General features: G+C 63.8%; 22 protein-coding genes. 9 read left to right on the top strand and 13 right to left on the bottom strand.

Features of this window, described 5'->3' with window-relative positions; genetic code table 11:
* Positions 1 to 12 precede the first annotated feature (12 nt).
* From P3T42_RS14240 to P3T42_RS14215, 6 genes are all read right to left on the bottom strand, one after another.
* A complete protein-coding gene (locus P3T42_RS14240; protein ID WP_083640834.1) occupies positions 13 to 1,746 on the bottom strand; it encodes a type II and III secretion system protein family protein in 1,734 nt (577 codons plus the stop codon).
* 118 nt (positions 1,747 to 1,864) lie between these two features.
* Entirely contained in the window at positions 1,865 to 2,704 is an 840-nt protein-coding gene (cpaB, locus tag P3T42_RS14235; RefSeq protein WP_074302267.1) for a Flp pilus assembly protein CpaB, read from the bottom strand.
* A gap of 229 nt (positions 2,705 to 2,933) precedes the next feature.
* The gene (locus P3T42_RS14230) at positions 2,934 to 3,479 is read right to left on the bottom strand and encodes an A24 family peptidase (RefSeq protein WP_429306412.1); all 546 of its coding nucleotides are present in this window, start codon (positions 3,477 to 3,479) and stop codon (positions 2,934 to 2,936) included.
* Between the two features lie 17 nt (positions 3,480 to 3,496).
* Positions 3,497 to 3,727: a Flp family type IVb pilin gene (locus P3T42_RS14225; RefSeq protein ID WP_429306411.1), complete on the bottom strand. Its 231-nt coding sequence runs from the start codon at positions 3,725 to 3,727 to the stop codon at positions 3,497 to 3,499.
* A 96-nt stretch (positions 3,728 to 3,823) separates the two neighbouring features.
* Positions 3,824 to 3,994, bottom strand: a complete 171-nt coding sequence (locus tag P3T42_RS14220) for a Flp family type IVb pilin (RefSeq protein WP_074302265.1) — start codon at positions 3,992 to 3,994, stop codon at positions 3,824 to 3,826.
* 93 nt (positions 3,995 to 4,087) lie between these two features.
* Positions 4,088 to 4,327: a hypothetical protein gene (locus tag P3T42_RS14215; protein ID WP_074302264.1), complete on the bottom strand. Its 240-nt coding sequence runs from the start codon at positions 4,325 to 4,327 to the stop codon at positions 4,088 to 4,090.
* 618 nt (positions 4,328 to 4,945) lie between these two features.
* On the opposite strand from P3T42_RS14215, the gene P3T42_RS14210 reads away from it, so the two are divergent.
* The 4 genes from P3T42_RS14210 to P3T42_RS14195 all read left to right on the top strand — a co-directional run bounded on the left by P3T42_RS14210 (position 4,946) and on the right by P3T42_RS14195 (position 9,122).
* On the top strand, positions 4,946 to 6,187 hold the full coding sequence (locus P3T42_RS14210; RefSeq protein ID WP_074302263.1) for a glycosyltransferase family 87 protein: 1,242 nt from the start codon (positions 4,946 to 4,948) through the stop codon (positions 6,185 to 6,187).
* Complete coding sequence (locus P3T42_RS14205) at positions 6,184 to 7,497, top strand: glycosyltransferase family 87 protein (RefSeq protein WP_429306410.1); 1,314 nt, start codon at positions 6,184 to 6,186, stop codon at positions 7,495 to 7,497. The genes P3T42_RS14210 and P3T42_RS14205 overlap by 4 nt, the downstream gene beginning before the upstream one ends.
* A 57-nt stretch (positions 7,498 to 7,554) precedes the next feature.
* Positions 7,555 to 8,616 (top strand): glycosyltransferase, encoded by a 1,062-nt coding sequence (locus P3T42_RS14200; protein ID WP_074302261.1) that lies wholly within the window; start codon positions 7,555 to 7,557, stop codon positions 8,614 to 8,616.
* 77 nt (positions 8,617 to 8,693) lie between these two features.
* On the top strand, positions 8,694 to 9,122 hold the full coding sequence (locus tag P3T42_RS14195) for a TOBE domain-containing protein (protein WP_074302260.1): 429 nt from the start codon (positions 8,694 to 8,696) through the stop codon (positions 9,120 to 9,122).
* Between the two features lie 44 nt (positions 9,123 to 9,166).
* On the opposite strand, the gene P3T42_RS14190 is transcribed toward P3T42_RS14195, so the two are convergent.
* Positions 9,167 to 10,087, bottom strand: a complete 921-nt coding sequence (locus P3T42_RS14190) for a hypothetical protein (RefSeq protein WP_429306409.1) — start codon at positions 10,085 to 10,087, stop codon at positions 9,167 to 9,169.
* A gap of 385 nt (positions 10,088 to 10,472) precedes the next feature.
* Between P3T42_RS14190 and P3T42_RS14185 the strand changes: the two genes are divergently transcribed.
* The gene (locus P3T42_RS14185; protein ID WP_429306572.1) at positions 10,473 to 11,990 is read left to right on the top strand and encodes a PLP-dependent aminotransferase family protein; all 1,518 of its coding nucleotides are present in this window, start codon (positions 10,473 to 10,475) and stop codon (positions 11,988 to 11,990) included.
* A gap of 69 nt (positions 11,991 to 12,059) precedes the next feature.
* Here the strand turns inward: P3T42_RS14185 and P3T42_RS14180 are convergent, their stop codons facing one another.
* From P3T42_RS14180 to P3T42_RS14165, 4 genes are all read right to left on the bottom strand, one after another.
* A complete protein-coding gene (locus tag P3T42_RS14180) occupies positions 12,060 to 13,157 on the bottom strand; it encodes a sugar-binding protein (protein WP_253190306.1) in 1,098 nt (365 codons plus the stop codon).
* 1 nt (position 13,158) lies between these two features.
* Positions 13,159 to 14,199, bottom strand: a complete 1,041-nt coding sequence (locus P3T42_RS14175) for an ABC transporter permease (protein ID WP_083640832.1) — start codon at positions 14,197 to 14,199, stop codon at positions 13,159 to 13,161.
* Positions 14,200 to 14,210: 11 nt separating this feature from the next.
* Complete coding sequence (locus P3T42_RS14170) at positions 14,211 to 14,951, bottom strand: ATP-binding cassette domain-containing protein (RefSeq protein WP_074302258.1); 741 nt, start codon at positions 14,949 to 14,951, stop codon at positions 14,211 to 14,213.
* Between the two features lie 163 nt (positions 14,952 to 15,114).
* On the bottom strand, positions 15,115 to 16,029 hold the full coding sequence (locus P3T42_RS14165) for a LysR family transcriptional regulator (protein ID WP_429306408.1): 915 nt from the start codon (positions 16,027 to 16,029) through the stop codon (positions 15,115 to 15,117).
* Positions 16,030 to 16,168: 139 nt separating this feature from the next.
* On the opposite strand from P3T42_RS14165, the gene P3T42_RS14160 reads away from it, so the two are divergent.
* The 4 genes from P3T42_RS14160 to P3T42_RS14145 all read left to right on the top strand — a co-directional run bounded on the left by P3T42_RS14160 (position 16,169) and on the right by P3T42_RS14145 (position 21,885).
* Positions 16,169 to 16,933, top strand: coding sequence for an SDR family oxidoreductase (locus tag P3T42_RS14160; protein WP_074302256.1), 765 nt, complete (start codon positions 16,169 to 16,171; stop codon positions 16,931 to 16,933).
* 234 nt (positions 16,934 to 17,167) lie between these two features.
* Positions 17,168 to 19,879, top strand: coding sequence for an aminopeptidase N (gene pepN, locus P3T42_RS14155; RefSeq protein ID WP_429306407.1), 2,712 nt, complete (start codon positions 17,168 to 17,170; stop codon positions 19,877 to 19,879).
* A 251-nt stretch (positions 19,880 to 20,130) separates the two neighbouring features.
* Positions 20,131 to 21,393, top strand: coding sequence for a multidrug effflux MFS transporter (locus P3T42_RS14150; protein WP_074302254.1), 1,263 nt, complete (start codon positions 20,131 to 20,133; stop codon positions 21,391 to 21,393).
* An 87-nt stretch (positions 21,394 to 21,480) separates the two neighbouring features.
* On the top strand, positions 21,481 to 21,885 hold the full coding sequence (locus tag P3T42_RS14145; RefSeq protein WP_367117702.1) for a GFA family protein: 405 nt from the start codon (positions 21,481 to 21,483) through the stop codon (positions 21,883 to 21,885).
* 110 nt (positions 21,886 to 21,995) lie between these two features.
* On the opposite strand, the gene P3T42_RS14140 is transcribed toward P3T42_RS14145, so the two are convergent.
* Together P3T42_RS14140 and P3T42_RS14135 are read right to left on the bottom strand one after the other, a co-directional pair.
* Complete coding sequence (locus tag P3T42_RS14140) at positions 21,996 to 22,193, bottom strand: hypothetical protein (protein ID WP_429306406.1); 198 nt, start codon at positions 22,191 to 22,193, stop codon at positions 21,996 to 21,998.
* Positions 22,194 to 22,304: 111 nt separating this feature from the next.
* Positions 22,305 to 22,556 carry a DUF1488 domain-containing protein gene (locus P3T42_RS14135; RefSeq protein WP_074302252.1) on the bottom strand — a complete coding sequence of 84 codons (252 nt, stop codon included), beginning with the start codon at positions 22,554 to 22,556 and terminating at the stop codon, positions 22,305 to 22,307.
* Between the last annotated feature and the right edge of the window lie 134 nt (positions 22,557 to 22,690).

Genomic DNA, 22,690 nt, shown 5'->3' with positions numbered 1-22,690 from the left:
CTTTACGTCACATCAGTGAGCGGGCGCGGCGTTGGTGCTGCCCGCGTTGGCAAGGTCCTGCGGTGCAGTGAGTGCGGCCTGCGGTGCGGCGCTCGTGTTCACCGGCGGTTGCGTTGCAGGTGCTGCGGGCGTTACGTTGGCGGGAGCGCTCACCGGTGCCGGCACGGGTGCATTGCCCGTTGCAGGCGCATCCATCCTCGGCGTCGCCGCGCGGCCTTCCATGTTGCCGGTCGCGTAGATGTCGGCGTCCTTGGGCTGCGTGAAGCTGTCGGTCGGCAGCGGCACGTTGGCGGTGCGTTGCGGCCTCACGAGATGCGGCGTGATGATGAACACCAGTTCGGTGCGATCCTGCTGGAACGACGTGCTGCGAAACAGCGCACCGAGCACCGGCACTTCGCCGATCCCCGGCAGCGCCTTCAGCGCGCCGCTGATGTTGTTGCTGATCAGCCCGCCGATCGCGAAGGTCTCGCCGTCGCTCATCTGCACGGTGGTCGAGGCGCGGCGTGTGGTGATGAGCGGCAGGATCGTCGTGCCGCTGATGTTGGTGGCGGAGAGCGTCACGCCGGTGGGCGAGAGTTCCGACACTTCGGGCGCGACCTTCAGGTTGATGCGGCCGTTGCCGAGCACGGTCGGCGTGAATTTGAGGCCGACGCCGAAGTCTTCCTGCTGCAGCACGATCGAGGTGGCTCCCGTGCTGCTGCTCTGCGGCACCGGGATGAACACTTCGCCGCCGGCGAGGAAGGTGGCTTCCTGACCGCTGATTGTCACCAGATTCGGTTCGGCGAGAATCTTCACGAGGTTGTCGGTCTTTTGCGCATCCACCGACACCTGGAACGGCAGCTTGTTGTTCTTGTTCACCGAGATCCCGCTCGACACACCCGCGAGCAGGCTGCTCACCAGTGCGCCGGTCCACGAACCGAAGCCGCCCTGGATATTGAGCGATGCGCCGAGCTGGTTGATCAGCGTCTTGTCGACTTCGGCCACTTTCACTTCGAGCATCACCTGCTGCGGCGAATCGACCGTCAGCATGTTGAGCACGCCGCCGGACTTGCCGGCGCCGGCACCCGCGCCGCTGCCGTCGGCGGTGGTGTGGCTGCTGTAGACCGTGGCGATTTCAACCGCCTGCTGTGCGGCCTGGGCGCTCGACACATGACCCGCGAGCACGAGGTTGTCCGCCGCGGTGGAGACGCGAATGCCGTGTTCCTCCGGCATCAGTTGCGTCAGCGACGCCTGCAGGCCGCCCGAATCCACGTTGACGACCACGTCGATGATCTGGCATGCGCCGCTGCGTCCCTGCACGATCATGTTAGTTGTCCCGACCGACTCGCCCAGCACATAGAGCGTTTGCGGCGAGACCATGGTGGCCTGCGCGACCGCGGGATTGCCGAGCGTACGATTGCGCACCGGCTCGTCGACCGGCACCAACGCGGACTTGCCCACCGAGACGAACACGGTGCTTTCGCCGCGAATCGAGCCGGTGCAGTTCGGTCCGCGCAGCGGTGCGGTGGCGGCGGCTGCGCCCGCGGCGCTGGCGGGAGCGGGCGCCATGCTGATGGTCATCTGCAGCGGCTGGCGGCCGGTCGGGACGGGGGCGGTGGCGCTCGCCTTGGCGGCCGCGCCTTCATCCCCTGCGAGTGCGGCCTGGCCGAGCAACAGTCCCGCGCTCAGCCACGCGACGCATGCCGCGCGGCTCGCTCTGGTGCGTCGCGGCGCCTGGCCGGACGAGAAATCAGGTTTGCTAGTCATTTTGTCGTGCCCCCGTTGCTAGATGCTGTAGACCGCGGTCGTTGTTTGGTGTGGTGTTCGTGCGGGTTACGGTTGGCGCGCGAGGCTTCAGGCCGTCGCTGCGCTATCCCGGTCTCCGTCAAAAGCATTCCTGACTGCCGCTCACGCCGGACAGCACGCCGATGCAGTCGCGTTTCACCGGCGCACGGGCGACGTACTTCACGCGGGTCGGTTGCGGCGCGGCGACCGGAGCCGACGCCACCACAGGAGCCGAAGCGCCGAGCAGGGTCAGCTTGGTGGCGCCGGCGGTGGCGAGCGTGTCGGCATCCACCTGGTTGCGCAGCACCAGCGAGAGCGTGCCTACGCTGCGAGCCAGATCCAGCTTTTCCGCCTGATCGGGCGTGACTTCGAGCGTGACGGCGTTGACCACCTTCGGCGCCGTGTCGTCGCGATTGACCTGTTGAGCCACAGCCAGCACAAGGATCTTTTCGAGCACGGTCTTCGAAATGCTTTGCTGCGTGTCGCTCTTGTTGGCCTGGTCCTGCTGGGTGTTGACGATGACGTCGACATAATTGCCAGGCAGTGCGAAGCCCGCCACGCCGACCACGTCGTTCACACGCACCGTAATGGCCCGATGGCCTTCGCCGATCACCGCGGACAGGCCGCCTTTGGTGCCGACCGGCGCGAGCTTCGATTCGAGCACCGGTTCGCCGCGCTGCAGACTGGCGCGCAGCACGCGGCCGTCGAGCGACTTCGGATCGGTGAACGCGCCCGGTGGGATGCTGTTGGTCGGCCAGCTGACGGTGTGAACCATGGCGCCGCTGATCGGCTCGCCGAGGTTGAGGTCGTCGGTGGCGACGGCCACCTGGGTGACCGCGCCCGACGAGGTTTGCACCAGCCATCGGGAAGCGAACACCACGGCGGCCAATCCTGCCAGCATGGCGACCGCCAGCATGACGAATGCGCGACTGTTCTTCATGACGTGACTCCTCGTAAAGCGGGTGAAACTCGACGGTCGTCCGGCGTGCTAGCGCCTGTCTGACGTCCGGCCAGCGTGACAATGAAAGGGGCGGCGATGAGGGCGGCGAAACCGCCATGAGCGCTGCCTGCCTGGTGTTCGTGATGCCCGGTGCCGGTCTGCGACCGGAGCCGTCTTTGCTTCGCGGCCGCGCGGCGTTCTGCCCGGCTCGCGTGGTGCGGCAGCGTGCTCATGCGAGCGTCGTGAACAGCACGCCCAGGGTTCCTGCCGCAATCGCGACGCCGTAGGGCAGCGAGCCGACCGATTCGAGCGCGGGCGGCTCGCCTGCCGCGCGGCTCAGGCCGCGTTGCGTGGCGCTCGTCATCAGGTACTGCAGGTTGGTCACGAGGTGCCCGATCCGCCCGCGCCGGGCGGCGAGCGCCAGTGACCAGATACCGCCGATCACGAAGGCGGCGAGCGCGATATGGAAGGTCATGAATGCGCCGACCCACGCGCCCACCATCATCAGTAACTTGACGTCCCCGGCTGCCATGCCGCGCAGCAGGTAAAACGGCAGCAGCAACGCGAAGCCGGTGAGGGCGCCCGCGAACCAGGTGACGCTGCCCGCGAGCGGACCATGCAGCCAACCTTGCACCAGCAGGGCGCCGACGAGCCCCGCCACGATGATCGGGTTGGGGATGCGGCGGCTCACGAGATCCGTGCTTGCCGTCACGATCACCAGCAAGGCGACGCATGCGGGGATCGGGTGAGGAGGAAGCGGGAAGCCTGGCATCATGAGCCTCGTGACTGGGTTCAAACCGACGTTGCGATACTGCCGAACAGCGAATTCAGGTTGGTGCCGAGCGTGAGGACGGTACCGATGATCACCATGGCGATCAACGTGGCAATCAACGCGTATTCGATGGAGGTCACACCGTCTTCATCGCCGGCAAAGACTTGCGCGGCGGTGGCGGCACGAAGCCAACGAATGGGCGCGACCGGCATCGGCTGGGCGATTCGGAAAACGAAACGGACTGTGTTCACGATTGACTCCTGGTCGATGGGCCGGCGCGGACCCCAAGCAGCGGAAACAGGCGGGACGGACGACGCGAGGCATGGAGTCGTCCGCCGCCGGGAGGCTCAAACCGAAGCGGCGATGTCGCTGAACACGGTGTTCAGGTTGGTGCCGAGGGTCTTCACCGAACCAATGATGACGATGGCGATCAGCGCTGCGATCAGGCCGTACTCGATGGCGGTGACGCCGTCTTCGTCGCGGAGGAAACGCTTTGCGTTGTTGAGGATCTTTTGCATGATTAACTCCAAGAGGACTACTACGGATATAACCCTGAGCCGGAATTGGCGTCGGGAAGGGACTGCGGGTACAGCAAAAAATGGTGGACTGGCTTAGCTGATCTCGCGCGGCGGATCCGTATCGTCGGATACAGGGAGCTGTTGGCAAGCAGCATTGCAGTCGAGGGGAGTCGGGGTGCCGCCATCGCGGTAGCCCGGCCATGCGGGCAACGACACGAACGCACCGCTGGCGGCCGGCTCGCCGCGACGCTTCGAGGCAGCTGCCAGCGGCGTCCAGTTCAGCGGGTCGCGGTGAAGGCGGTGGGTCTTCCGCGTCAAGGTGTCGTTGTTCATGATGTTTCCCCGTGTTCGGTTGCTTATCTAGGGCATGGGGCTGGTCGGCTCCCCTGTCCGCGGTGTCCGGTCCGTTATCTGCACAGGACCTGTTCGACTGCCGCGCTCATCCCTACGCAAGGGGTGGGCCAGCTCGCGCAAAACCGCGAAAACATTGGGGGTGCCCGCCGATTCACGCGCCTGGCGAGGCGTCCGTGTCCGGTTTGTCGCAACATTGAGACGAATCGAGGTGCCAGGCGATCTCTCCAACCGCGCGGAAACGCCCGTGCTGTCTGCCTCGCGTCTTTCGACCAGGGACTTTCCATGAGTTCGCACGAACGACGATTTTGCGAAAAACGGCCGAGTTTCAAATGGGCCGTTTGGACAAGATGTCTCACGGTTGACGCAAATCCTGAGCGTCGAGGCGGTGCGTGCGTGAATTTCGTCCGTTCCGAGGGCAACGAGTGTCAGTTGACGTCCACGATGGAAAACGCGGAGCTTGAAAGTTGGATTGTTTTCCTACAACAATGAACCCAACGTGGGCGTGCGAAACACAGCGTGCATGCTTAGGAATCGAAACAAAATCATAAGTGACCGGATACGCCGAACTGCCATTCGGCGCATACATAGGGCGGGGTGATGGATATCTTTCTTCGGGGACTAGCCTCCACAGAGCGCCGCATTCGCGACTGGGTGAGACGCGACCGGGTGGTCGCGTATAGCATGGTGGCGCTCGTGGTCCATGCCACGATTCTGGGCTTGTGGGCCTGGAGTAGCGACGGCTTCACGGCGAGCGGCAGCTATCGTCCTGGTACGGACTTCTCGGTATTCTGGGTCGCCTCTCACGTGATGTTGCATGGCGCGCCGGCGCAGGTCTACGACTATGTCGCGTTCGGCAAGCTCGAGAGGCTGTTGCTGGACGGCTATCAGCACGGCGGCTTTCTGCCATGGCTGTACCCACCGATGTTTCTTCTGCTCGTCACGCCGCTGGCGTTGTTGCCGTTCTGGCCGGCGTTCTTTGTGTTCGTGGCGGCAAGCGCGGCGGTCTTCGTGGCGGCGGTATTGCGTGTGTCGGGTCTCGCGAACGCTCTCGGCAATGCGAAGTTGGCCCGGCTCGTCGTGGTGGCCTGTCCCTGTGTATTCGTGTGTGCGACGTTTGGACAGAACGCGTTGCTGACGGCGGCGCTGGCGGCGTTCGCCGTGTACTGGGTCGAGCGCAAGCCGGTCCTTGCCGGTCTCTGCATCGGTTTGCTGGCCGCCAAACCGCAGATGGCGCTGCTGTTTCCGCTGGTGTTGATTGCGGCGCGCGCATGGCGCGTGATGGCAGTCGCGGCGGTGACGGCGGGGCTGTTCACGGTGTTGAGCCTGGCGGTGTGCGGGCCGCAGTCGCTGCATCTGTTTCTTGCTAGCGCCAGCCTGGCGCGCGATATCACGCTCGAACACGGTGATCGTTTCTGGCTCGCGTCGTCCACGCCGTTTGCCGCGTTCCGGCTCGCCGGCATGGATCTGACGCTGGCTTATCTCGCGCAAGCGGGCGTGGCGCTCGTCGCAACGGCGGCTGCCTGCTATGTGTGGCGGCGCACACAAGAGATCGGCGCGCGTGCGTCGATTCTCGCCGTGGCGACCTTGATCGCCAATCCCTATACCTGGCACTACGAGCTGACATGGTTGGGGATCGCGCTGGCGTGCATGGTCGCGACGGGACTGCGCCGAGGCTGGGCACGCGGCGAGCAGACGATCCTCGCGCTTGCGTGGATCCTGCCGCTGTATGAGTTCTTCAACCGCGTCGCCGAATGGCCGCAAGTGGGGCCGATCATCCTGTTGCTGATGCTCCTGATGATCGTGCAGCGCGTGCGCGCCGGCGCTGGGAGCGTGCAATGAATCCGATTTCGCCGAATCCTCTGCGGGCCATGCGCCCCTCGCCGCTGCACGCTAGCCGGACCCCCCATGCCCCGCGCGGGCAACACTGGCTCGACAGCGGACGTCTGCGTACCTATTCGCTGGTCGCGCTGGCCTGTTATGCGTTGTTCCTGCTCGTGTATCTGTATCGGACCGAGTGGCAGCACCGGCCCGACTTCGGCCCACTGGCGATGGACTTTCTGCCGTTCTGGAGCGCGTCGTTCCTTGCGTTGCATCGTCACGCCATCGACGCCTACAACCTCGCGGCACTGACCGCCGTCGAAACAGCGGCGATTGCACGCGCGCCGGGCATCCTGCCCTGGCTCTATCCGCCTACCTTTCTGCTGGTGGTGTATCCGCTGGCACTGCTGCCGTTCAAGGTTGCCGCGGTGGTGTTCCTCGGCGGTACGCTGGCGCTGTTTGTGAGAGTCGTGTGCGCGATCGTGCCGGGCCGTCATACGCTGCTGTTGGCTGTCGCGTTTCCGGGGGCGGCCCTCGTCCTGGTCAGCGGCCAAAATGGCCTGCTGACCGCTTCCATCGCGGGTCTGGGTCTGGTGTTGCTACGGCGTCATCCCGTCATGGCCGGTATTTGTTTGGGATTGCTATGCATGAAGCCGCATCTGGCCGTCCTGTTTCCGCTTGCGCTGCTGTGTTCGCGGTCGTGGCGCGCGCTTGCCGCGATGGCGGCGACGGCGGCGCTCATGCTGGCGGTTTCCGTGCTGATGTTCGGCAGCGGGACGTTGGTGGCCTTTCTGCACAACGCCGGCATGATGGCTGGCCTGGTCGCCTCAGGCCGCGCCGCACTCGCCCGGATACCCACCGTGTTTGCGCTGGCGACGCTCGCGCATGTGCCGGCCGCATGGGCGTATGCCGCACAGGGTGCAGCCGCGCTCGCAGCCGCAGCAGCGGTATGCAACGCATGGGGCCGCGAATCTTCCTATGCGCTGCGCGCCGCCGTGCTGATCTGCGCCAGTCTGCTGGTCAGCCCGTATCTGTTCGACTACGACCTCGCCTGGTTGGGCGTGCTGATTGCGTGGTGCGCGCGGCACGGACTTGCCCGCGGCTGGAAGCGCTATGAGCGCGAATGGCTGGTGGGGCTGTGGTGCGTGCCCATTGCGGGTGTCCTCGTGGTGACGCAGGTGAAATTCCAGTTCATGCCGCTGGTGATTGCGGCGACGCTGTGGATGCTGATGCGGCGGATTGCGCAGGAACGGCAAGGACCGGTTGTGCTGGAAGGGGACGGCGAGCATACCGCTTTGCCGCTTGCCCCGCTGCGAGGATGGCGACGTTAGGCGCCGGTCAAAAACAGGTGAGTCAAAACAAGTGAATCAAAGGGGAAGGGGAGCATCATGTCCGCACATAACATTAGAAATCTGATTTCGCTGGTGGTGCCGTTCTATAACGAGGGCGAGGCCGTCGACCATTTCTTTGCCGAGATCGTGCCGGTGCTGGAAGGCATCGAAGGGATCCGCTTCGAGATCGTTTGCGTGAACGACGGCAGCAAGGATGCGACGCTCGACAAGCTGATCGCAGCCAGCACGAAAGATGCGCGAGTGCGCGTGGTGGACCTCACGCGCAATTTCGGCAAGGAAGCGGCGTTGACGGCGGGCCTCGACGAGGCGCTCGGCGACGCGGTGATCCCCATCGACGCCGACCTGCAGGATCCGCCCAGCCTGATCCCGGTGATGATCGAACACTGGCGCGCCGGCGCCGACGTGGTCGCCGCCAGGCGGACCAACCGCGCCTGCGATTCGTTCGCCAAGCGCACCGCGGCCGCGCTGTACTACCGCGTCCACAACGCGCTGTCCGATCTGAAGGTGCCGGAGAATGTGGGCGACTTCCGCCTGATGGACCGGCAGGTGGTCAACGCGCTAAAGCGCTTGCCCGAGCGCCGTCGCTTCATGAAGGGATTGTTTGCGTGGGTCGGCTATCGCACGGTAATCGTCGAGTATCAGCGTGAAGCACGCAGCGCCGGTCATTCGAAGTTCTCGGGATGGCGGCTGTGGAATTTCGCGCTCGAAGGCATCACGAGCTTCAGCACGGTGCCGCTGCGCTGCTGGACGTATATCGGTCTCGCGATTGCCGCGTTGTCGTTCGTGTATGGCGGCTTCATGATCGGACGCACGCTGTTATTCGGCAATCCGGTGCCGGGTTATGCGTCGCTGTTGTGCGTGCTGCTCTTCATGGGCGGCATCGAACTGATCGGCATTGGTGTGGTGGGCGAATACATCGGACGTATCTACTACGAGTCGAAAGAGCGGCCGGTGTATCTCGTGCGGCGCCGCTATCAGGCCCGCAGCAAGGTGAGCGCGTTGCCGGTGCGCCAAGGCGCGACGGGGGCGGCTGCGGCGCTGCGCTTCGAGCATGCGCGCAAGCGGATTGCGCCGCGCATGCGTGTGGCCGGACGGTAGGTAGTACACTTGTTCGCTGACCTTAAACAGAGCGCGCTCGATCTATCACGTGAGCGCTCGATATCAGGAGATCGAACATGCGAACCAGTGCACGGAATCAGTTTGAAGGTGAGGTTGTCAACGTCGAACACGGCGCCGTGAACGACGAGATCACGCTGCGGACCAAAGACGGTCTCGACATCGTGGCGGTCATCACGCATGGCAGCGCGAAATCGCTTGGGCTGACCCAGGGCAAGCCGGCGTTCGGGCTGGTGAAGGCGTCGTCGGTGATCGTCATGGTGGACGTCAGCAGCAATCAGGTGTCGGCGCGCAACTGCATCGCCGGGACGGTAACGGCCGTGACCAAGGGTGCGGTGAATGCCGAGGTCACGATCGCCGGCGCAAGCGGCGCGCAGATCGCGGCCATCATCACCAATGAAAGCGTGGACCGCCTCGGTCTCGCCACCGGCAAAGCCGCTACCGCCATTTTCAAGGCGTCGAGCGTGATCGTCGGCGTGGATCAATAACCGGGCTAGGTCCGCGAGCCGCTATCGCGAGACAAGCGTTGCCGTCACGGGATGGCAAAGGTGCGCACGTAGCTGGTCCCGCCTGACGGTGTCGCGCGATCCACCGCGTACAGCACATGACGCACGGGGTCGATCGCCACGCCGCGGGCATCCTGGAAGTCGTTGGCAAGCACGCGGATCGTGCCGTCCGGTGCGATCTCGCAGAGGCCGTTCTTGTTGCACTTCGTATAGAGCCGCCCTTGTGCATCCACCGTCATCAAATCGGGGCTGTCGACGTGCGCGAACACCGTAGGCGTCACCGGTGCGGCCGCATTCAGAAGTTCGCTCAGATTCGCCTTCACGATAGTGTTGCTGGCCTGATCCGAGACGAATACATCGCCCCCTGATACGGCAATGCCCACCGGCTTGCCGAGCCCCGTCAGCAAATCGCGTTCGCTGGCCGTGTGGGTGGCCGGGTTGTACGTCACCAGCGTCAGCGCACCCAGCGGCGGGTTGTTGCCGTTCTTGATGAACCAGGTGGAAAGCAACTGGCCAGGGGCGAGCTCAATCAGTCCGAGCCTGCGCCGGGCCGGATTAAGGCCCGCCAGCGGAACCGCGATGCCGCTGCCCCCAATGTCGAAGATCGCGCTCGCGCTGCCAAAGCCGAAGCGCTCGACGACCAGTTCGCCCGAGCGGGTCAGGCTCAACTGACTAAGACTCTTGCCTTGACCCGCTTCGACCGGAATCGATGCGTATGGTGTATAGGCCGCGCCGGTCGAAGTCAGCACGCTGCTGGTGCGGTCATCCGTGATGAACACGGCGCCATCGCCGGGCCGTACGGCAATGCCGTTCGGCAACGCATCGACGGCGACCTTGTGCGGTTGGACGGAGGCTTCGGGCGTGCTGCAGCCTATCAACGCGGCAGCGAGGCTCCAGCTTGCGAAAGCCGCTGCGGCCTTACGCAAAACCCCATGCGATATGAGCATGCTTCCTCCAGAAGGCATTCAAGCTGAATAAACGGCGGACCCGAAGGCCGTGTTGCGCGCGGTCGCAGGGTGGATGGTGCTGCGACGCCATGGGTTCGTAATATACACATAAGCGTCCGGTGGCTTATGCAGCGGCGCGCGGGTGACGTGCGGCAAGGCGCGGCAAGGCGCGTGACGCCACGCTGCCGGCGTGTAAAGGCCCATGCAGCGACCCATGCCGCGGCACATACAAAGCGGGCCTGCAAAACACCCACCGTTATATCCGATGGTATATTACGGTTTTGGCCCTCCATGATGCTGCGCGGGATGTGTCCCCGACCGAAATTGAATTCCGCCCATGTTGAACACCAGGCACGCCGAACAAGCCAAGGCGAACGTGAAGGCCGTGAAGTTGTATGAGGCGCTGGCTAGCCGAATCGAAGATCAGGTGCGTAGCGGCGTTTTCCTTCCCGGCGAACGCATTCCATCGGTCAGGCAGACCAGTCAGCAGCATCGTCTGAGCATCAAGACGGTGCTGCACGCCTACCTCCTGCTTGAAAGCAAGGGCGTGATCCAGAGCCGCCCGAAGTCGGGCTATTTCGTGCAGGCGGGCCGCCTGCCGGGCCCGCCCGCTGCGCGCGAATTGCGGGCGTCGCAACCGATTGCCGTGTCGGCACAGGTGGACGTCAGCCGTCTCGTCCTCTCCACGCTGCGCTCGATTCGCGGCGACGATGCGATACCGTTGGGCTCGCCCTATCCTGACCCGTCGCTGTTCCCGGTCCAGAAGATCAATGCCTACGGCTATTCCGCTGCGCGTCGCGATCCGCCCTGCGGGACAGCGGACGAGTTGCCGCCGGGCAATCTGGAACTGATCAGGCAGATCGCGCGGCGTTATCTGGAGAACGGCCAGCCGGTCGACCCGAACGAGATCATCGTGACCATCGGCGCGACGGAAGCGATCAATCTGTGCCTGCAGGCGGTGGCAAAACCGGGTGACACGATCGCGGTGGAGTCGCCCACGTTCTACGCGATGCTGCATGCGATTGAGCGGATGGGCATGCGCGCCATCGAGGTGGAGACGCATCCCGACGAAGGCATGGATCTCGATGCGCTCGAACGGATACTCGCGCGCGAGCCGATTGCCGCGTGCATGGTGATGCCGAATTTCCAGAACCCGCTGGGCTTTCGCATGTCCGATGCGAACAAGCAGCGGCTGGTGGATCTGCTCGCGCACCACGACGTGCCGATCATCGAAAACGACGTGTATCACGAGCTCTACTTCGGCGAGGTCCATCCCGGCTCGCTCAAGGCCCTCGACAAGAACGGACTCGTGTTGCATTGCTCGTCGTTTTCGAAAAGCCTGTCTACCGGGCACCGGATTGGCTGGGCCATTCCAGGGCGTTATCGCGACCAGGTGGAGAAGCTGAAATTCCTCAATACGCTGACCACGCCGACGATTCCGCAGCAGGCCATCGCCGAGTATCTGAAAAACGACCGCTACGAGCATCACCTGCGCCGCTTGCGCAAGGTGTATCAGCAGAACGCGAATCTGATGCGCGGCACGATCGAACGATGCTTTCCGGCGGGCACCCGGACCTCGAGTCCGATGGGCGGCTACGTGCTATGGGTCGAGCTGCCGCCGGAGGTCGACTCGCTCAGGCTGTACGAACTCGCGCTCGAAAGACGGATCACGGTGGGGCCGGGATATATGTTCTCGACGTCCAACGCCTACGGCAACTTTATCCGCCTGAACTACAGCTACGCGTGGTCGGCGTCGATCGAGAAGGCGCTGGTCACGCTCGGCAAGCTGACCGCCACGCTGAAGCGCGAGGCGCGCAGGAAGGTCGCGGTCGTTGCTCAAAGGGCGGATAGCGACGTGGTCGAGGACGTGTCATGTAGCAGTCCTGCCTCGCATCGTTCTTGATATCCGAGATCGCCGCCTCGGCCCAGCGTGGCCCGCCGCATCCAGCGTCGCAACGGGCCCCGCCGCACCTCAATGCTTGAGGCAGGTATCCGCATTCTTCCAGGTGCAGGTATCGAGCCCGGTGTGGATGACCGGCTTCACCGTCTTGCCTTCCGCGAGGTCACGCATGACCATCGCCGCCTGATAACCCATTTCCTCCGGCCGCTGCCCAACCAGCACATTGACCTTGTGATCCTTGAGGGCCTGCAGTTCCGGTCCGAGCGTATCGGCCGAAACGATCACGAACTTGCCGCTGTTGATCTTGTCCATGATCGGCGCGACGACCTGCGAATAGGCCTGCGGCGCAAACAACGGCCAGCCGCCTTCGAGCACAAAGGCATCGAGACCGGTGGCGTTGGCGGTCAGCGTGTCCTGCATCATCTGGTTCGCTTTGGCGGCGTCGTCGTTCACGTAGAGCGGGCAGGCGCTGATCTCCTGCCAGCCGTTTTCGCCGGCGAGCTTGGCGATGCCCTTCTTGCCGGAGAGAACGTCGCGCGTCCCCTGGGCGCGCTGGTTGATGTTCTCCGCCGCGGGATTGCCCATCACGAGGCAGATATTGCCGCCCTTCGGCATCAGCGCCTTCAACTGCTCGCCGAGCTTGACGCCCAGTTCGTAATTGTCGGTGCCGACGTAGCTCTTGCGCAGCGACGCGTCTTTCGGCAACAGATCCGCATCCGCGGTGATGACCGGAATCGGCACATTGCGGCGCCGCAACACCTCGGCTACGGCCGGCGCGTTGGCGGGCGAGATCGCCATGGCCGCCACGCCCTTGGTCAGCAGGTCGTCGATGATCTGCACTTCGGCGCTTTCGTCCGCGGCCGTTGCCGGGCCCGTGTAGTAGCAGGTATAGCCTTCCTTGTGGAGTTCCTTGTTGGCCCGCTCGCAGCCCTGATGCATGAGGTCGAAGTAGGGGTTGTCGAGCCCCTTCACCACCAGCGCCAGGGTCTTATCGGCTGCGAAGACGGAGGAGGCCGCTAGCGCGAGCCCTCCGATCGCAGCCAGACACATCAATACTTTCTTCATGGTCGTCTCCTGTGTGATCTTGTGAATCCCGGCGTCCGGCAGTGCCTCGTTATCCGGCCGCCCCTCGGGCAACGGTCGTCGCGCGGCCGTTGCGCCCAAAGACATTTCAATCTCCTTGCCGCTCGCCGCCGAGCCGGTTAAACAGCACGGCGACGATGATGAAAGCCCCCACGACCGTGCCCTGCCAGAACGAGTCGACGCCGAGCAGGATCAGGCTGTTGCGGATCACTTCGATGAGTGCGGCGCCGACCACGGTCCCGAAGGCGCTGCCGACGCCGCCCATCAGATTGGTGCCGCCGATCACGGTCGCGGCGATCACGCGCAATTCGTCGCCGGTGCCGAGGCCGGTCGTCACCGCGCCGAGCCAGCCGACTTCGAGAATCGCCGCGACGCCCGCCATCAGGCCGGCGAGGATATAGACGGAGCAGATGATGCGGCGCACCGGCACGCCCGTGAGTCTGGCCGCATGACGGTTGCCGCCGATCGCGAAGACGTAGCGGCCCCAGCGTGTCCAGGCGAACACGAACCAGAACAGCACGGCGAGGACGAGGAGGAACCACACGGGATTGGCGAGGCCGAATGTCTTGCCGCCGCCGAGCGCAAGCAGCTTGCTGCCGTCGGGGCCGAAATCGAAAATGGTCCGGCTGCCGGAGAACACCAGCGCGAGACTGCGGCCGACGCTCAGCATGCCGAGCGTCACGACGAACGGCTGCATGTCGAGATAGGCGATCAGCAGACCGTTCACGAGGCCGACAATCCCGGCGGTCAGGAGCCCCATGCCGATGCCGGCCCAGATCGGATAGCCGGCATTCATCACCACCGAGAGAACGATGCCCGAGAGGCCAATCGTCGAACCGACCGAAATATCGATGCCGCCCGTCACGATTACCGCCATCATGCCGAGCGCGACGATGGCGACGAAAGCGAAGTTGCGCGTGACGTTGAAGAGATTCTGCGGCGTCGCGAAGGTCGAGGTGACGAACGACAGCACGACGCAGGCGACGATCGTGGCTAGCACTACCCAGAACACCTGGCTCGCGAGCAGACCCGTCCAGCGGGTGTGGGTCTTCGTGGCTTGCGGATCGTCCATCAATGCGGCGATGGGCGTCGGCCTTTCCTGCGGATCGTTCACGTTCGGGACTCCCATGCGAGTCGGCTTCAGGCGGTGGCGATGGCTCCGGTGATGAGGCCGGTCACTTCTTCCGGCGAGGACGCTTCGGTCTGCTTGTCCGCCACCTTGCGCCCGCGCCGCATGACGACCACGCGCTGGGCGACGGCGAAGACGTCCGGCATGCGGTGGCTGATGAGAATGACCGCGATGCCATGTTCGGACAGCCGCTTGATGAGTTCGAGCACCTCCGCCACCTGACGCACGCTGATCGCGGCCGTCGGCTCGTCCATGATGACGAGCCGCGCTTCGGAGAGACGCGTGCGCGCGATCGCCACCGCTTGCCGCTGACCGCCCGACATCTGCCGCACCAGATCGAGCGGACGCGTCTCCGATTTCAGTTCCTTGAAGAGCTCGCCGGCGCGGCGGTACATGGTGGCGTGATCGAGAATGCGGATGGGCCAGAAACCGAGCCGTGGCTCGCGGCCGAGAAACACATTGGCGGCTGCCGTCAGGTTGTCGCAAAGTGCGAGGTCCTGATAGACGACTTCGATTCCCCGGGCGCGGGCGTCGACCGGCTTGTTGAAATGCACCGGCTTGCCGTCGATGAGGATTTCGCCGTGCGAGGGCGGAAAGTTACCGGCGATGACCTTCACCAGGGTCGATTTACCGGCGCCGTTGTCTCCCATGAGCCCGACCACCTGGCCCGGCTCCAGACTGAACGTGACGTCGTTCAGGGCGCGAATGGCGCCGAAGTGCTTGGAAACGTCTCTGAGCTCCAGAAGACTCATGGAATGTCGCGCTCGCTCCCGTAGAGCCGCCCGTTGCTGCGGCCGAGCGACCGGTAGATGTGCTAACTAGCATTTTTTTATAGCACACGGGCGCTGTTTGGCAAGCAGGGTTCCGGCGGTTATCGGGTTTACCTGCGGGCCAGGATCGAAGCCTCGGACAACCTCATGTATCCGCCCGATCCCACGGCGGCAGCTCACCGAACGCCTCGACGAGGAAATCGATCGCCACACGTATCTTGGCACTCAGGTGCCGGCGACTCGGGTACAACGCGAGCACGTCAATGTCGGGCAAGCGATACTCAGGCAGGACCCGAACGAGCTTGCCGGCGCGCAGGTCCTTGCCGACCAGAAAGGTGGGTTGCCAGATTACGCCTTCCCCGGCGAGCGCCGCAGCGCGCGCCGTATCGCCATTGTTGGTGTGCATGTGACAGTTGACTTTCACGGGGTGAACCGTGTTCTCGCTATCGATCAGTTGCCACTCGTCGCCGGTGGCCGCGTACGAGTAGCCGATGCATCGATGCCCGATCAGGTCCGATGGTGCCGCCGGATATCCGCAGCGCGCGAGATAGGCCGGTGACGCGCACAGGATGTTTCTCGATGTCGCCAGCTTGCGAGCCGCGTGATGGGTCGAGCCGGTGTGTGAGATGCGAATGGCGAGGTCATAGCCTTCATCGACGATATCGACAACGCGGTCGATCAGTGAAACGTCGAGTTCCACATGGGGATATCTCCGCATGAACTCGGGCCATAGAGGCGCCAGATACAGAATGCCAAAGCTTACAGGAGCATTGATGCGAAGCCGTCCGCGCGGTTTGACGGATGCAGATGACACCAGGCCCTCGGTTTCGGCGACGTCGTCGAGGATCGCCTTGCAGCGGGCAAAAAGGGTCTCGCCGCTTTCGGTGAGAGAAAGCCTGCGTGAAGTGCGATTCAGCAGGCGTGTGCCGAGGTGCGCTTCCAACTCATTGACGTAGCGGGTGACGTTGGCGGGCGACGTGTCGAGCGCATCGGCGGCGCGCGTGAAGCTGCTGCGGTTCACCACGGTCACGAAGACTTCATAAGCGCGCAGCCGATCCATGTGCTTCCCCGATCGTTCACAATTGCTGAATGATATACCCATGTTTTGCGCCTTTCTGCCTCTGCGGCTGAAGCCTATATTGCTTCCCATGGACCGGGGCATTGGGCACCGGCCAACCAACAGCAGCAGGAGATTCAACATGGAACGCCTGACAGGAAAAGTCGCCATCGTGACCGGCGCCAGTGCGGGAATTGGCCGTGCCACCGCAAAGCTGTTCGCGGCGGAAGGCGCAAAAGTTGTCATTGCAGCGCGGCGCGAAGCCGAACTTGAAACGCTCGCTGCCGAGATCGTCAGCGAAGGCGGCGAGGTCGCGCTTCTCGCGGGCGACGTGCAGTCGGAAGCGTTCGCGAAAGCGCTGGTCGCGCTCGCGGTGAGCCGCTTCGGCCGCCTCGATATCGCCTATAACAACGCCGGCACCTTGGGCGAAATGGGGCCGAGCACGGGTGTGTCGGAAGAAGGCTGGTCGGCCGCATTGGCGACCAATCTGACGAGCGCCTTTTTAGGTGCGAAGCACCAGATCCCCGAACTGGTGAAGCAAGGGGGTGGATCGATCATCTTCACGTCGACGTTCGTCGGCTACTCATTCGCGTTCCCAGGGACCGCGGCCTACGCTGCGAGTAAGGCAGGGTTGATCGGATTGACGCAGGCGCTGGCTGCCGAGTATGGACCGCAAGGCGTGCGCGTGAATGCCATTTTGCCTGGCGCTGTGGACACACCGATGTATCGCGACATGAACGATACCGCCGAGTCGCAGGCCTTCGTGACCGGATTGCATGCGCTCAAGCGGGTCGCACGCCCCGAAGAACTCGCTCGCTCGGTGCTTTATCTCGCGTCCGATGATTCGTCCTTCGTGACCGGTACCGCCTCGTTGGTCGATGGCGGCGCATCGATTACGCGTACGTAAGCTTCGTTGGCGGTGCCCAGCATTAGCGTCGTCGACAACGCGATGCCGGGCATCGCCATATTCGGTTTTTGCGCCACGCTTGAAACTACTCCGCCGAACGCTTTGGACATGCCTCGCATTCCAGACCATAAAAGAGGAAATCTGAAAGACCAATCCTATCCGTTTTCAATTTCCTGTTTTTCTCGCATGATGCCGGCACTCGTCAACGCCTACAGACCTTTCAAGTGAGACATCATGGCTGATTCAGACATCGCGACACCTGCTGTCGTTCATCGCGCCGACTATGCGCCACCCGCGTTCCTCATCGAGACGGTCGCGCTTGAATTCGACCTTGCATCTGAACGCACGCGGGTGCGCAACACGATGCGAGTGCGCCGCAATCCTCACGCGGTGCATGCCGCGCGTTTCGATCTGATGGGCGAACAGATCCAGTTTGTCTCCGCGACGCTGGACGGTAAGCCGCATACCGCGGTGCACGTGCACGAGTCCGGCCTCAGCATCGACCAGGTGCCGGACGCGTTTGAGCTGACGCTCGAAAGCCTCTGCCACCCTGCTGAAAACACCACGCTCTCCGGGCTATATGTGTCCGGCGGCCACTTCTTCACCCAGTGCGAAGCCGAGGGCTTCCGGCGCATCACCTATTTCCTCGACCGCCCGGACGTGATGTCCACTTACACGGTCACGCTGCGCGCCGACAAGGCCGCATATCCGGTGCTGCTGTCGAACGGCAATCTGCTCGAAGAAGGCGACCTGCCCGACGGCCGGCACTTCGCCCGCTGGGACGATCCGTTCAGGAAACCTAGCTACCTGTTCGCACTGGTCGCGGGTAAGCTGGAATGCATCGAGGAGCGCGTGAAGAGCGCCTCCGGCAAGGAAAAGCTGCTGCAGGTGTGGGTCGAACCGCACGACCTGGACAAGACCCGTCACGCCATGGATTCGCTGATCCATTCGATCCGCTGGGACGAAGCGCGCTATGGCCTCGAGCTGGATCTGGACCGCTTCATGATCGTCGCCGTGAGCGACTTCACCATGGGTGCGATGGAGAACAAAGGGCTCAACATCTTCAGTTCGCGGTACCTGCTGGCCAACCCGGAAACGGCAACGGATACCGACTTCGCCAACATCGAAGCGGTGGTGGGCCATGAGTATTTCCACAACTGGACCGGCAACCGCGTCACCTGCCGCGACTGGTTCCAGCTGAGCCTGAAGGAAGGCCTGACCAAGTTCCGCGATCAGGAATTCTCCGCCGACATGGCCGCTGGCGACGAAGCAAATGCATCCGCGGACGCGGCACGCGCCACCAAGCGGATCGCGAACGTCCGCACGCTGCGGCAGGCGCAGTTCGCGGAAGCCGCGGGCCCGATGGCGCATCCGGTGCGCCCGGAGAGCTATGTCGAGATCAACAACTTCTATACGACCACCGTGTACAACAACGGCGCGGAAGTCGTGCGGATGTATCAGACGCTGTTCGGCCGCGACGGCTTCCGCAAGGGCATGGACCTGTACTTCAAGCGGCACGACGGCCAGGCGGTGACGTGCGACGACTTCCGGCATGCCATGTCGGATGCCAACGGGCGCGACCTCGCGCAGTTCGAGCGCTGGTATAGCCAGGCGGGCACGCCGCGCGTAGCCGTCAAGACCGCGTACGACGCCGCGCAGCGCAGCTACCGCGTGACGCTCACGCAAAGCTACGGTGAAAGCCTCGCCGCCGCGCGCGAGACGCAGAAAGGACCGCTGCTGATGCCGTTTTCGATTGGCCTGATCGGCAAGGACGGCAAGGATCTGCCGCTGCGGCTCGAAGGCGAGGCGAGCGCTGCGCCGGGCACCACGCGCGTGCTCGAACTGACTGAGGCCACGCAGACGTTCACGTTCGTCGATGTCGCCGAGCAACCGCTGCCGTCGCTGCTGCGCGATTTCTCGGCGCCGGTGATTGTCGAATACGATTACACCACCGAGGAACTGGCGTTCCTGCTCGCCCACGACAGCGATCCGTTCAACCGTTGGGACGCCGGCCAACGGCTCATCACGCGCGAGCTGCTGTCGCTCGCCCAGCATGCTGCCGAAGGCACCGCATTGAGCCTCGACGATTCCGTCGTCGACGCGTTTGGCCGCGTGCTAGCCGATGAATCGTTGTCGCCGTCGTTCCGGGAACTGGTGCTGATGCTGCCGTCGGAGGGCTACCTGGCCGAGCAGATGGCCGAGTCGAATCCCGCCGCGATCCATACGGCGCGCCAGTATGTGCGCAAGCGCTTCGCCGCCGCGTTGAAAAACGCATGGCTCGCCGCGTACGAGCAGAACCGCACGCCCGGTGCGTATGAAGCCACGGCGAAGGCAATCGGCCATCGCGCGCTGAAGAACCTTGCCTTGTCGTACCTCGCGGAACTCGACGATCCGTCGGACGCCATCCGTCTCGCCCGTGCCCAGTACGACGCGGCCAACAACATGACGGATCGCGAAGCGGCACTCTCGGCGCTGTTGAGTGCGGCCACCACACGCGGTGACGCGATCGCGGAACCGGTGCTCGCCGATTTCTACAAACGCTACGAGACCGAGCCGCTCGTCATCGACAAGTGGTTCGCACTACTGGCGAGACAGCGTGGCAGCGCGAGCCGCCCGACTATCGACATGGTTCGCAACCTGAGCTCGCATCCGGCTTTCACGCTGAAAAATCCGAACCGGGTTTATGCCCTGATCTTCACCTTCTGTGCGGCGAATCCGGCCCAGTTCCATGCTGCGGATGGCTCCGGCTACGTTTTCTGGGCCGAGCAGGTGATCGCGCTGGATGCGCTGAATCCGGCGGTCGCGGCGCGCCTCGCGCGTTCGCTCGAAATGTGGCATCGCTTCACGCCCACGCTGCGCGAGAAAATGCGCGCTGCGTTGGAGCAGGTCGCGGCGAGGGTGAAGTCGCGCGCCGTACGCGAGATCGTCGAAAAGGCGCTCGGCTGAACGGCGAGTGATGTGGCGGTGGGTATCGAGGCGTTCCGGTACCCATCCGTCATGGCGCTCCGCGCACGCACCTGCGCAGAGCATGGAAAATCAGGCGGCGCCCGACGCTCGGGAAGCGGACACGGAACAAGGGGTATCGCGTCGATTTGCGCGATAACAGGCACAATACGTGACGACGGCGCCAGACATACGCTGCGGCCGCCCGCAGCGTAACCTGTCGCGCCCCTGGAATCTGCCTCTTCAATGTCGTCATGAACCACACCATCCCCGAGCGCGCCGCCATGCCCGCGCGCGAGCCGAACTCGCCGCGGTTTCTGCTGCTCCTGATCTGCCTGTTCGCCTCCGCCGGGCAGCTCGCGATCGACATTTACGTACCCGCGCTACCCGCCATGGCGCGTTTCTTCGCGACCTCGCCTCAGGCGATCCAGTCGAGCGTGTCGGGCTACATGGCGGCCTATGCGATCGGCCAGCTCGTCTTCGGACCCGTCGCCGACGCGCATGGGCGCAAGCCCGTACTGGCTTTCGGTCTCGTCATCTTTACGATCGGCTGCCTGCTGTCGCTCGCCGCGCCGAATCTTGAGACGTTCCTCCTTGCCCGCTGTCTGCAGGGCTTCGGTATCGCCGCCACCAACCTGCTCGCGAAGGCGATCATCACCGATTCGTTTTCCGGCCAGGCGCTGGTCCACGCGTTCACCTACATGGCGATTGCGTGGGGACTCGCACCGATTGTCGCGCCGGTGATCGGTGCCCATCTGCAAACCTTGTTCGGCTGGAAGTCCTGCCTGGTCTTCCTGCTCGTCTATTCGCTTGTGATGTGGGCGCTGGTGTGGCGCTATCGCGAGACGCTGCGGCGGCCGGTGCACCTCGCGCCGCGCACGCTGTTGACCAACGCCGGCAAAGTGCTCTCGAGCCCCGTGTTCCAGAGCTGCTTTCTCGCGCAGGGGCTGTGCTACAGCATCCTGCTCGTGTTCAACATCGTCGGGCCGTTCATGGTGCAGAACACCTTGCACAAGCCGCCGACCTATTTCGCCTACCTCGCACTCGGCATCGGGATGATGTACTTCCTGGGCGGTCTGTCGAATCGCGTGCATAGCCCGCGTCTGCCGAGCGCCGAGCGGCGGCTGCAGATCGGTGCGCGCGTGATGGCGGCGTCGTCGATCGCGATGCTGGTGCTCGCGCTCACGGCCGGCCTGCGCGTCTGGACACTCGCCACGCCCGTGCTCGTCATGGGTTTCTGCGCCGGGGCGATGTATCCCACGCTGATGGCCAAGGGCAATTCGCTGTTCCCGCATATCGCCGGCCTGACGAGCGCGATCCTGGGGTGTGCGCTGTTGCTGGTGTCGTCGGCGATGATGGGACTCGCCGGCTTCGTGTCGGTGCAGGTCCTGACGCCGCTCGCAGTGTTCTTCGTGATCCTCGCGCTCACGGTCGTCGGCATGGTGACGAAACTGCTGCGGCATCTGGCGCAACTGCAGACCGAGGCCGTCGCGTGCCCCAACGGCGAGGCGGCGTAGGTAGCGGCGCGTAAGCCGCGGCGGCTCGCACGGCGATTCGTTTGGCAGGCGTACGGGTCAACGGTTGATCAACCTGGATCGAGGCGGATGGAAATGAAAGGCAGCTGCTTATGCGGGGCGGTCGGCTATCAGGTAGACGCGCTGTCCACGGCTATTTCTCACTGCCACTGCCGGACGTGTCAGAAGGCCCACGCGAGTGCATATGCCACGACTGCCCGCGTGCAGCGAGAGCACTTTCGCTGGACCTCCGGCGAGAGCCTGTTGCGCAGTTTCGAATCTTCTCCGGGCAAGCTGCGGCACTTCTGTTCGGTTTGCGGCACGCACCTCGTTGCCGAACGTCCCGAACAGCCGCACGTCATTCTGCGAGTGCCGACCCTCGACGACGATCCCGGCGTCACGCCTGCTATGCATATCTGGACTTCGCACGATCGTTCGTGGATCTGCGAAGACGAGCCGATTCCGCGCCACCCCGAATGGCCGCCGGCGAATTGACCCTGCATGTGTGTCCTAAAGCTGAGCCGCGCGGTGCTGTGTGGCTATGCGTTGCCCGAGGCTGAGCTGGTCCATGACATCCGCTTTCCTCAAAGCATCAGCGCGGAGGCTCAGGCCGCGCTGCGCCGCCCGGTGAATGCCGACGGCATGCCGTTGAACGCTTTGCATAGCCCGCCCCACCCCGAGGACATCGACGGCTGGATGCGCTTCAAAGCCGCCGTCGACGCGCAATACGGCGCCGCCATGGCCCAGTCGGCCGGCCAGTTGCGCGCGAGCGTTCCCTGCGAGTTGCACATCTTCGAAACCATGCCCCACGGCGGCTTTATGGGGGCGCCGGAAGACCGGGAACTGCGAGCGGAAGTGGCGCGCTTTGTCCGCGCCCATCTGCAGGAATGCGAATTATCGCCCGAGACGGTTGCTCAGGAAATGGAATACCGGTTCTGTGGGCCGGCTACATACCGCTTGCGAGCGATATCGAGGAGCTTCTCGCGGAACTGGTCGAACGCACTGAGTATCGAACGCTCGTCTGAGCCGGCATCGGGCTGCAGATTTCGGATCATCGCGTCGTCAATCTGGAAAGTGATCTCGCGCGAATTGTCGTAACCCCAGAAACACACACAATGTCTTGCGGCATCGTAACTACGACTGGGATTGGGGAATTCAAGCGCCACGATCAGCCTTCCCTGCGTGTGACGGAGTAACGCCACTTACTGGCGTTCGAATCAATAGTGGCATCATTCACGCGGCGCTGTTCTGCACGCAAAGCGTCCGCCGTCTCGAGAACAAGGGCATTCGTCCGGCGTTC

This window comes from Paraburkholderia sp. GAS38 (assembly GCF_050434965.1).
In the GTDB taxonomy this organism is placed as follows: Bacteria; Pseudomonadota; Gammaproteobacteria; order Burkholderiales; family Burkholderiaceae; genus Paraburkholderia; species Paraburkholderia phenazinium_A.
The sequence above is the reverse complement of the archived record's forward strand: the minus strand, read 5'-3'. Positions and strand labels throughout refer to the sequence as shown.

Coding starts and splice junctions, on each gene's coding strand:
- P3T42_RS14240 (WP_083640834.1), bottom strand. CDS start 1,746: ATGACTAGCAAACCTGATTTCTCGTCCGGCCAGGCGCCGCGACGCACC.
- cpaB (WP_074302267.1), bottom strand. CDS start 2,704: ATGAAGAACAGTCGCGCATTCGTCATGCTGGCGGTCGCCATGCTGGCA.
- P3T42_RS14230 (WP_429306412.1), bottom strand. CDS start 3,479: ATGATGCCAGGCTTCCCGCTTCCTCCTCACCCGATCCCCGCATGCGTC.
- P3T42_RS14220 (WP_074302265.1), bottom strand. CDS start 3,994: ATGCAAAAGATCCTCAACAACGCAAAGCGTTTCCTCCGCGACGAAGAC.
- P3T42_RS14215 (WP_074302264.1), bottom strand. CDS start 4,327: ATGAACAACGACACCTTGACGCGGAAGACCCACCGCCTTCACCGCGAC.
- P3T42_RS14210 (WP_074302263.1), top strand. CDS start 4,946: ATGGATATCTTTCTTCGGGGACTAGCCTCCACAGAGCGCCGCATTCGC.
- P3T42_RS14205 (WP_429306410.1), top strand. CDS start 6,184: ATGAATCCGATTTCGCCGAATCCTCTGCGGGCCATGCGCCCCTCGCCG.
- P3T42_RS14200 (WP_074302261.1), top strand. CDS start 7,555: ATGTCCGCACATAACATTAGAAATCTGATTTCGCTGGTGGTGCCGTTC.
- P3T42_RS14195 (WP_074302260.1), top strand. CDS start 8,694: ATGCGAACCAGTGCACGGAATCAGTTTGAAGGTGAGGTTGTCAACGTC.
- P3T42_RS14190 (WP_429306409.1), bottom strand. CDS start 10,087: ATGCTCATATCGCATGGGGTTTTGCGTAAGGCCGCAGCGGCTTTCGCA.
- P3T42_RS14180 (WP_253190306.1), bottom strand. CDS start 13,157: ATGTCTTTGGGCGCAACGGCCGCGCGACGACCGTTGCCCGAGGGGCGG.
- P3T42_RS14175 (WP_083640832.1), bottom strand. CDS start 14,199: ATGGGAGTCCCGAACGTGAACGATCCGCAGGAAAGGCCGACGCCCATC.
- P3T42_RS14170 (WP_074302258.1), bottom strand. CDS start 14,951: ATGAGTCTTCTGGAGCTCAGAGACGTTTCCAAGCACTTCGGCGCCATT.
- P3T42_RS14165 (WP_429306408.1), bottom strand. CDS start 16,029: ATGGATCGGCTGCGCGCTTATGAAGTCTTCGTGACCGTGGTGAACCGC.
- P3T42_RS14160 (WP_074302256.1), top strand. CDS start 16,169: ATGGAACGCCTGACAGGAAAAGTCGCCATCGTGACCGGCGCCAGTGCG.
- pepN (WP_429306407.1), top strand. CDS start 17,168: ATGGCTGATTCAGACATCGCGACACCTGCTGTCGTTCATCGCGCCGAC.
- P3T42_RS14150 (WP_074302254.1), top strand. CDS start 20,131: ATGAACCACACCATCCCCGAGCGCGCCGCCATGCCCGCGCGCGAGCCG.
- P3T42_RS14145 (WP_367117702.1), top strand. CDS start 21,481: ATGGAAATGAAAGGCAGCTGCTTATGCGGGGCGGTCGGCTATCAGGTA.
- P3T42_RS14140 (WP_429306406.1), bottom strand. CDS start 22,193: ATGGTTTCGAAGATGTGCAACTCGCAGGGAACGCTCGCGCGCAACTGG.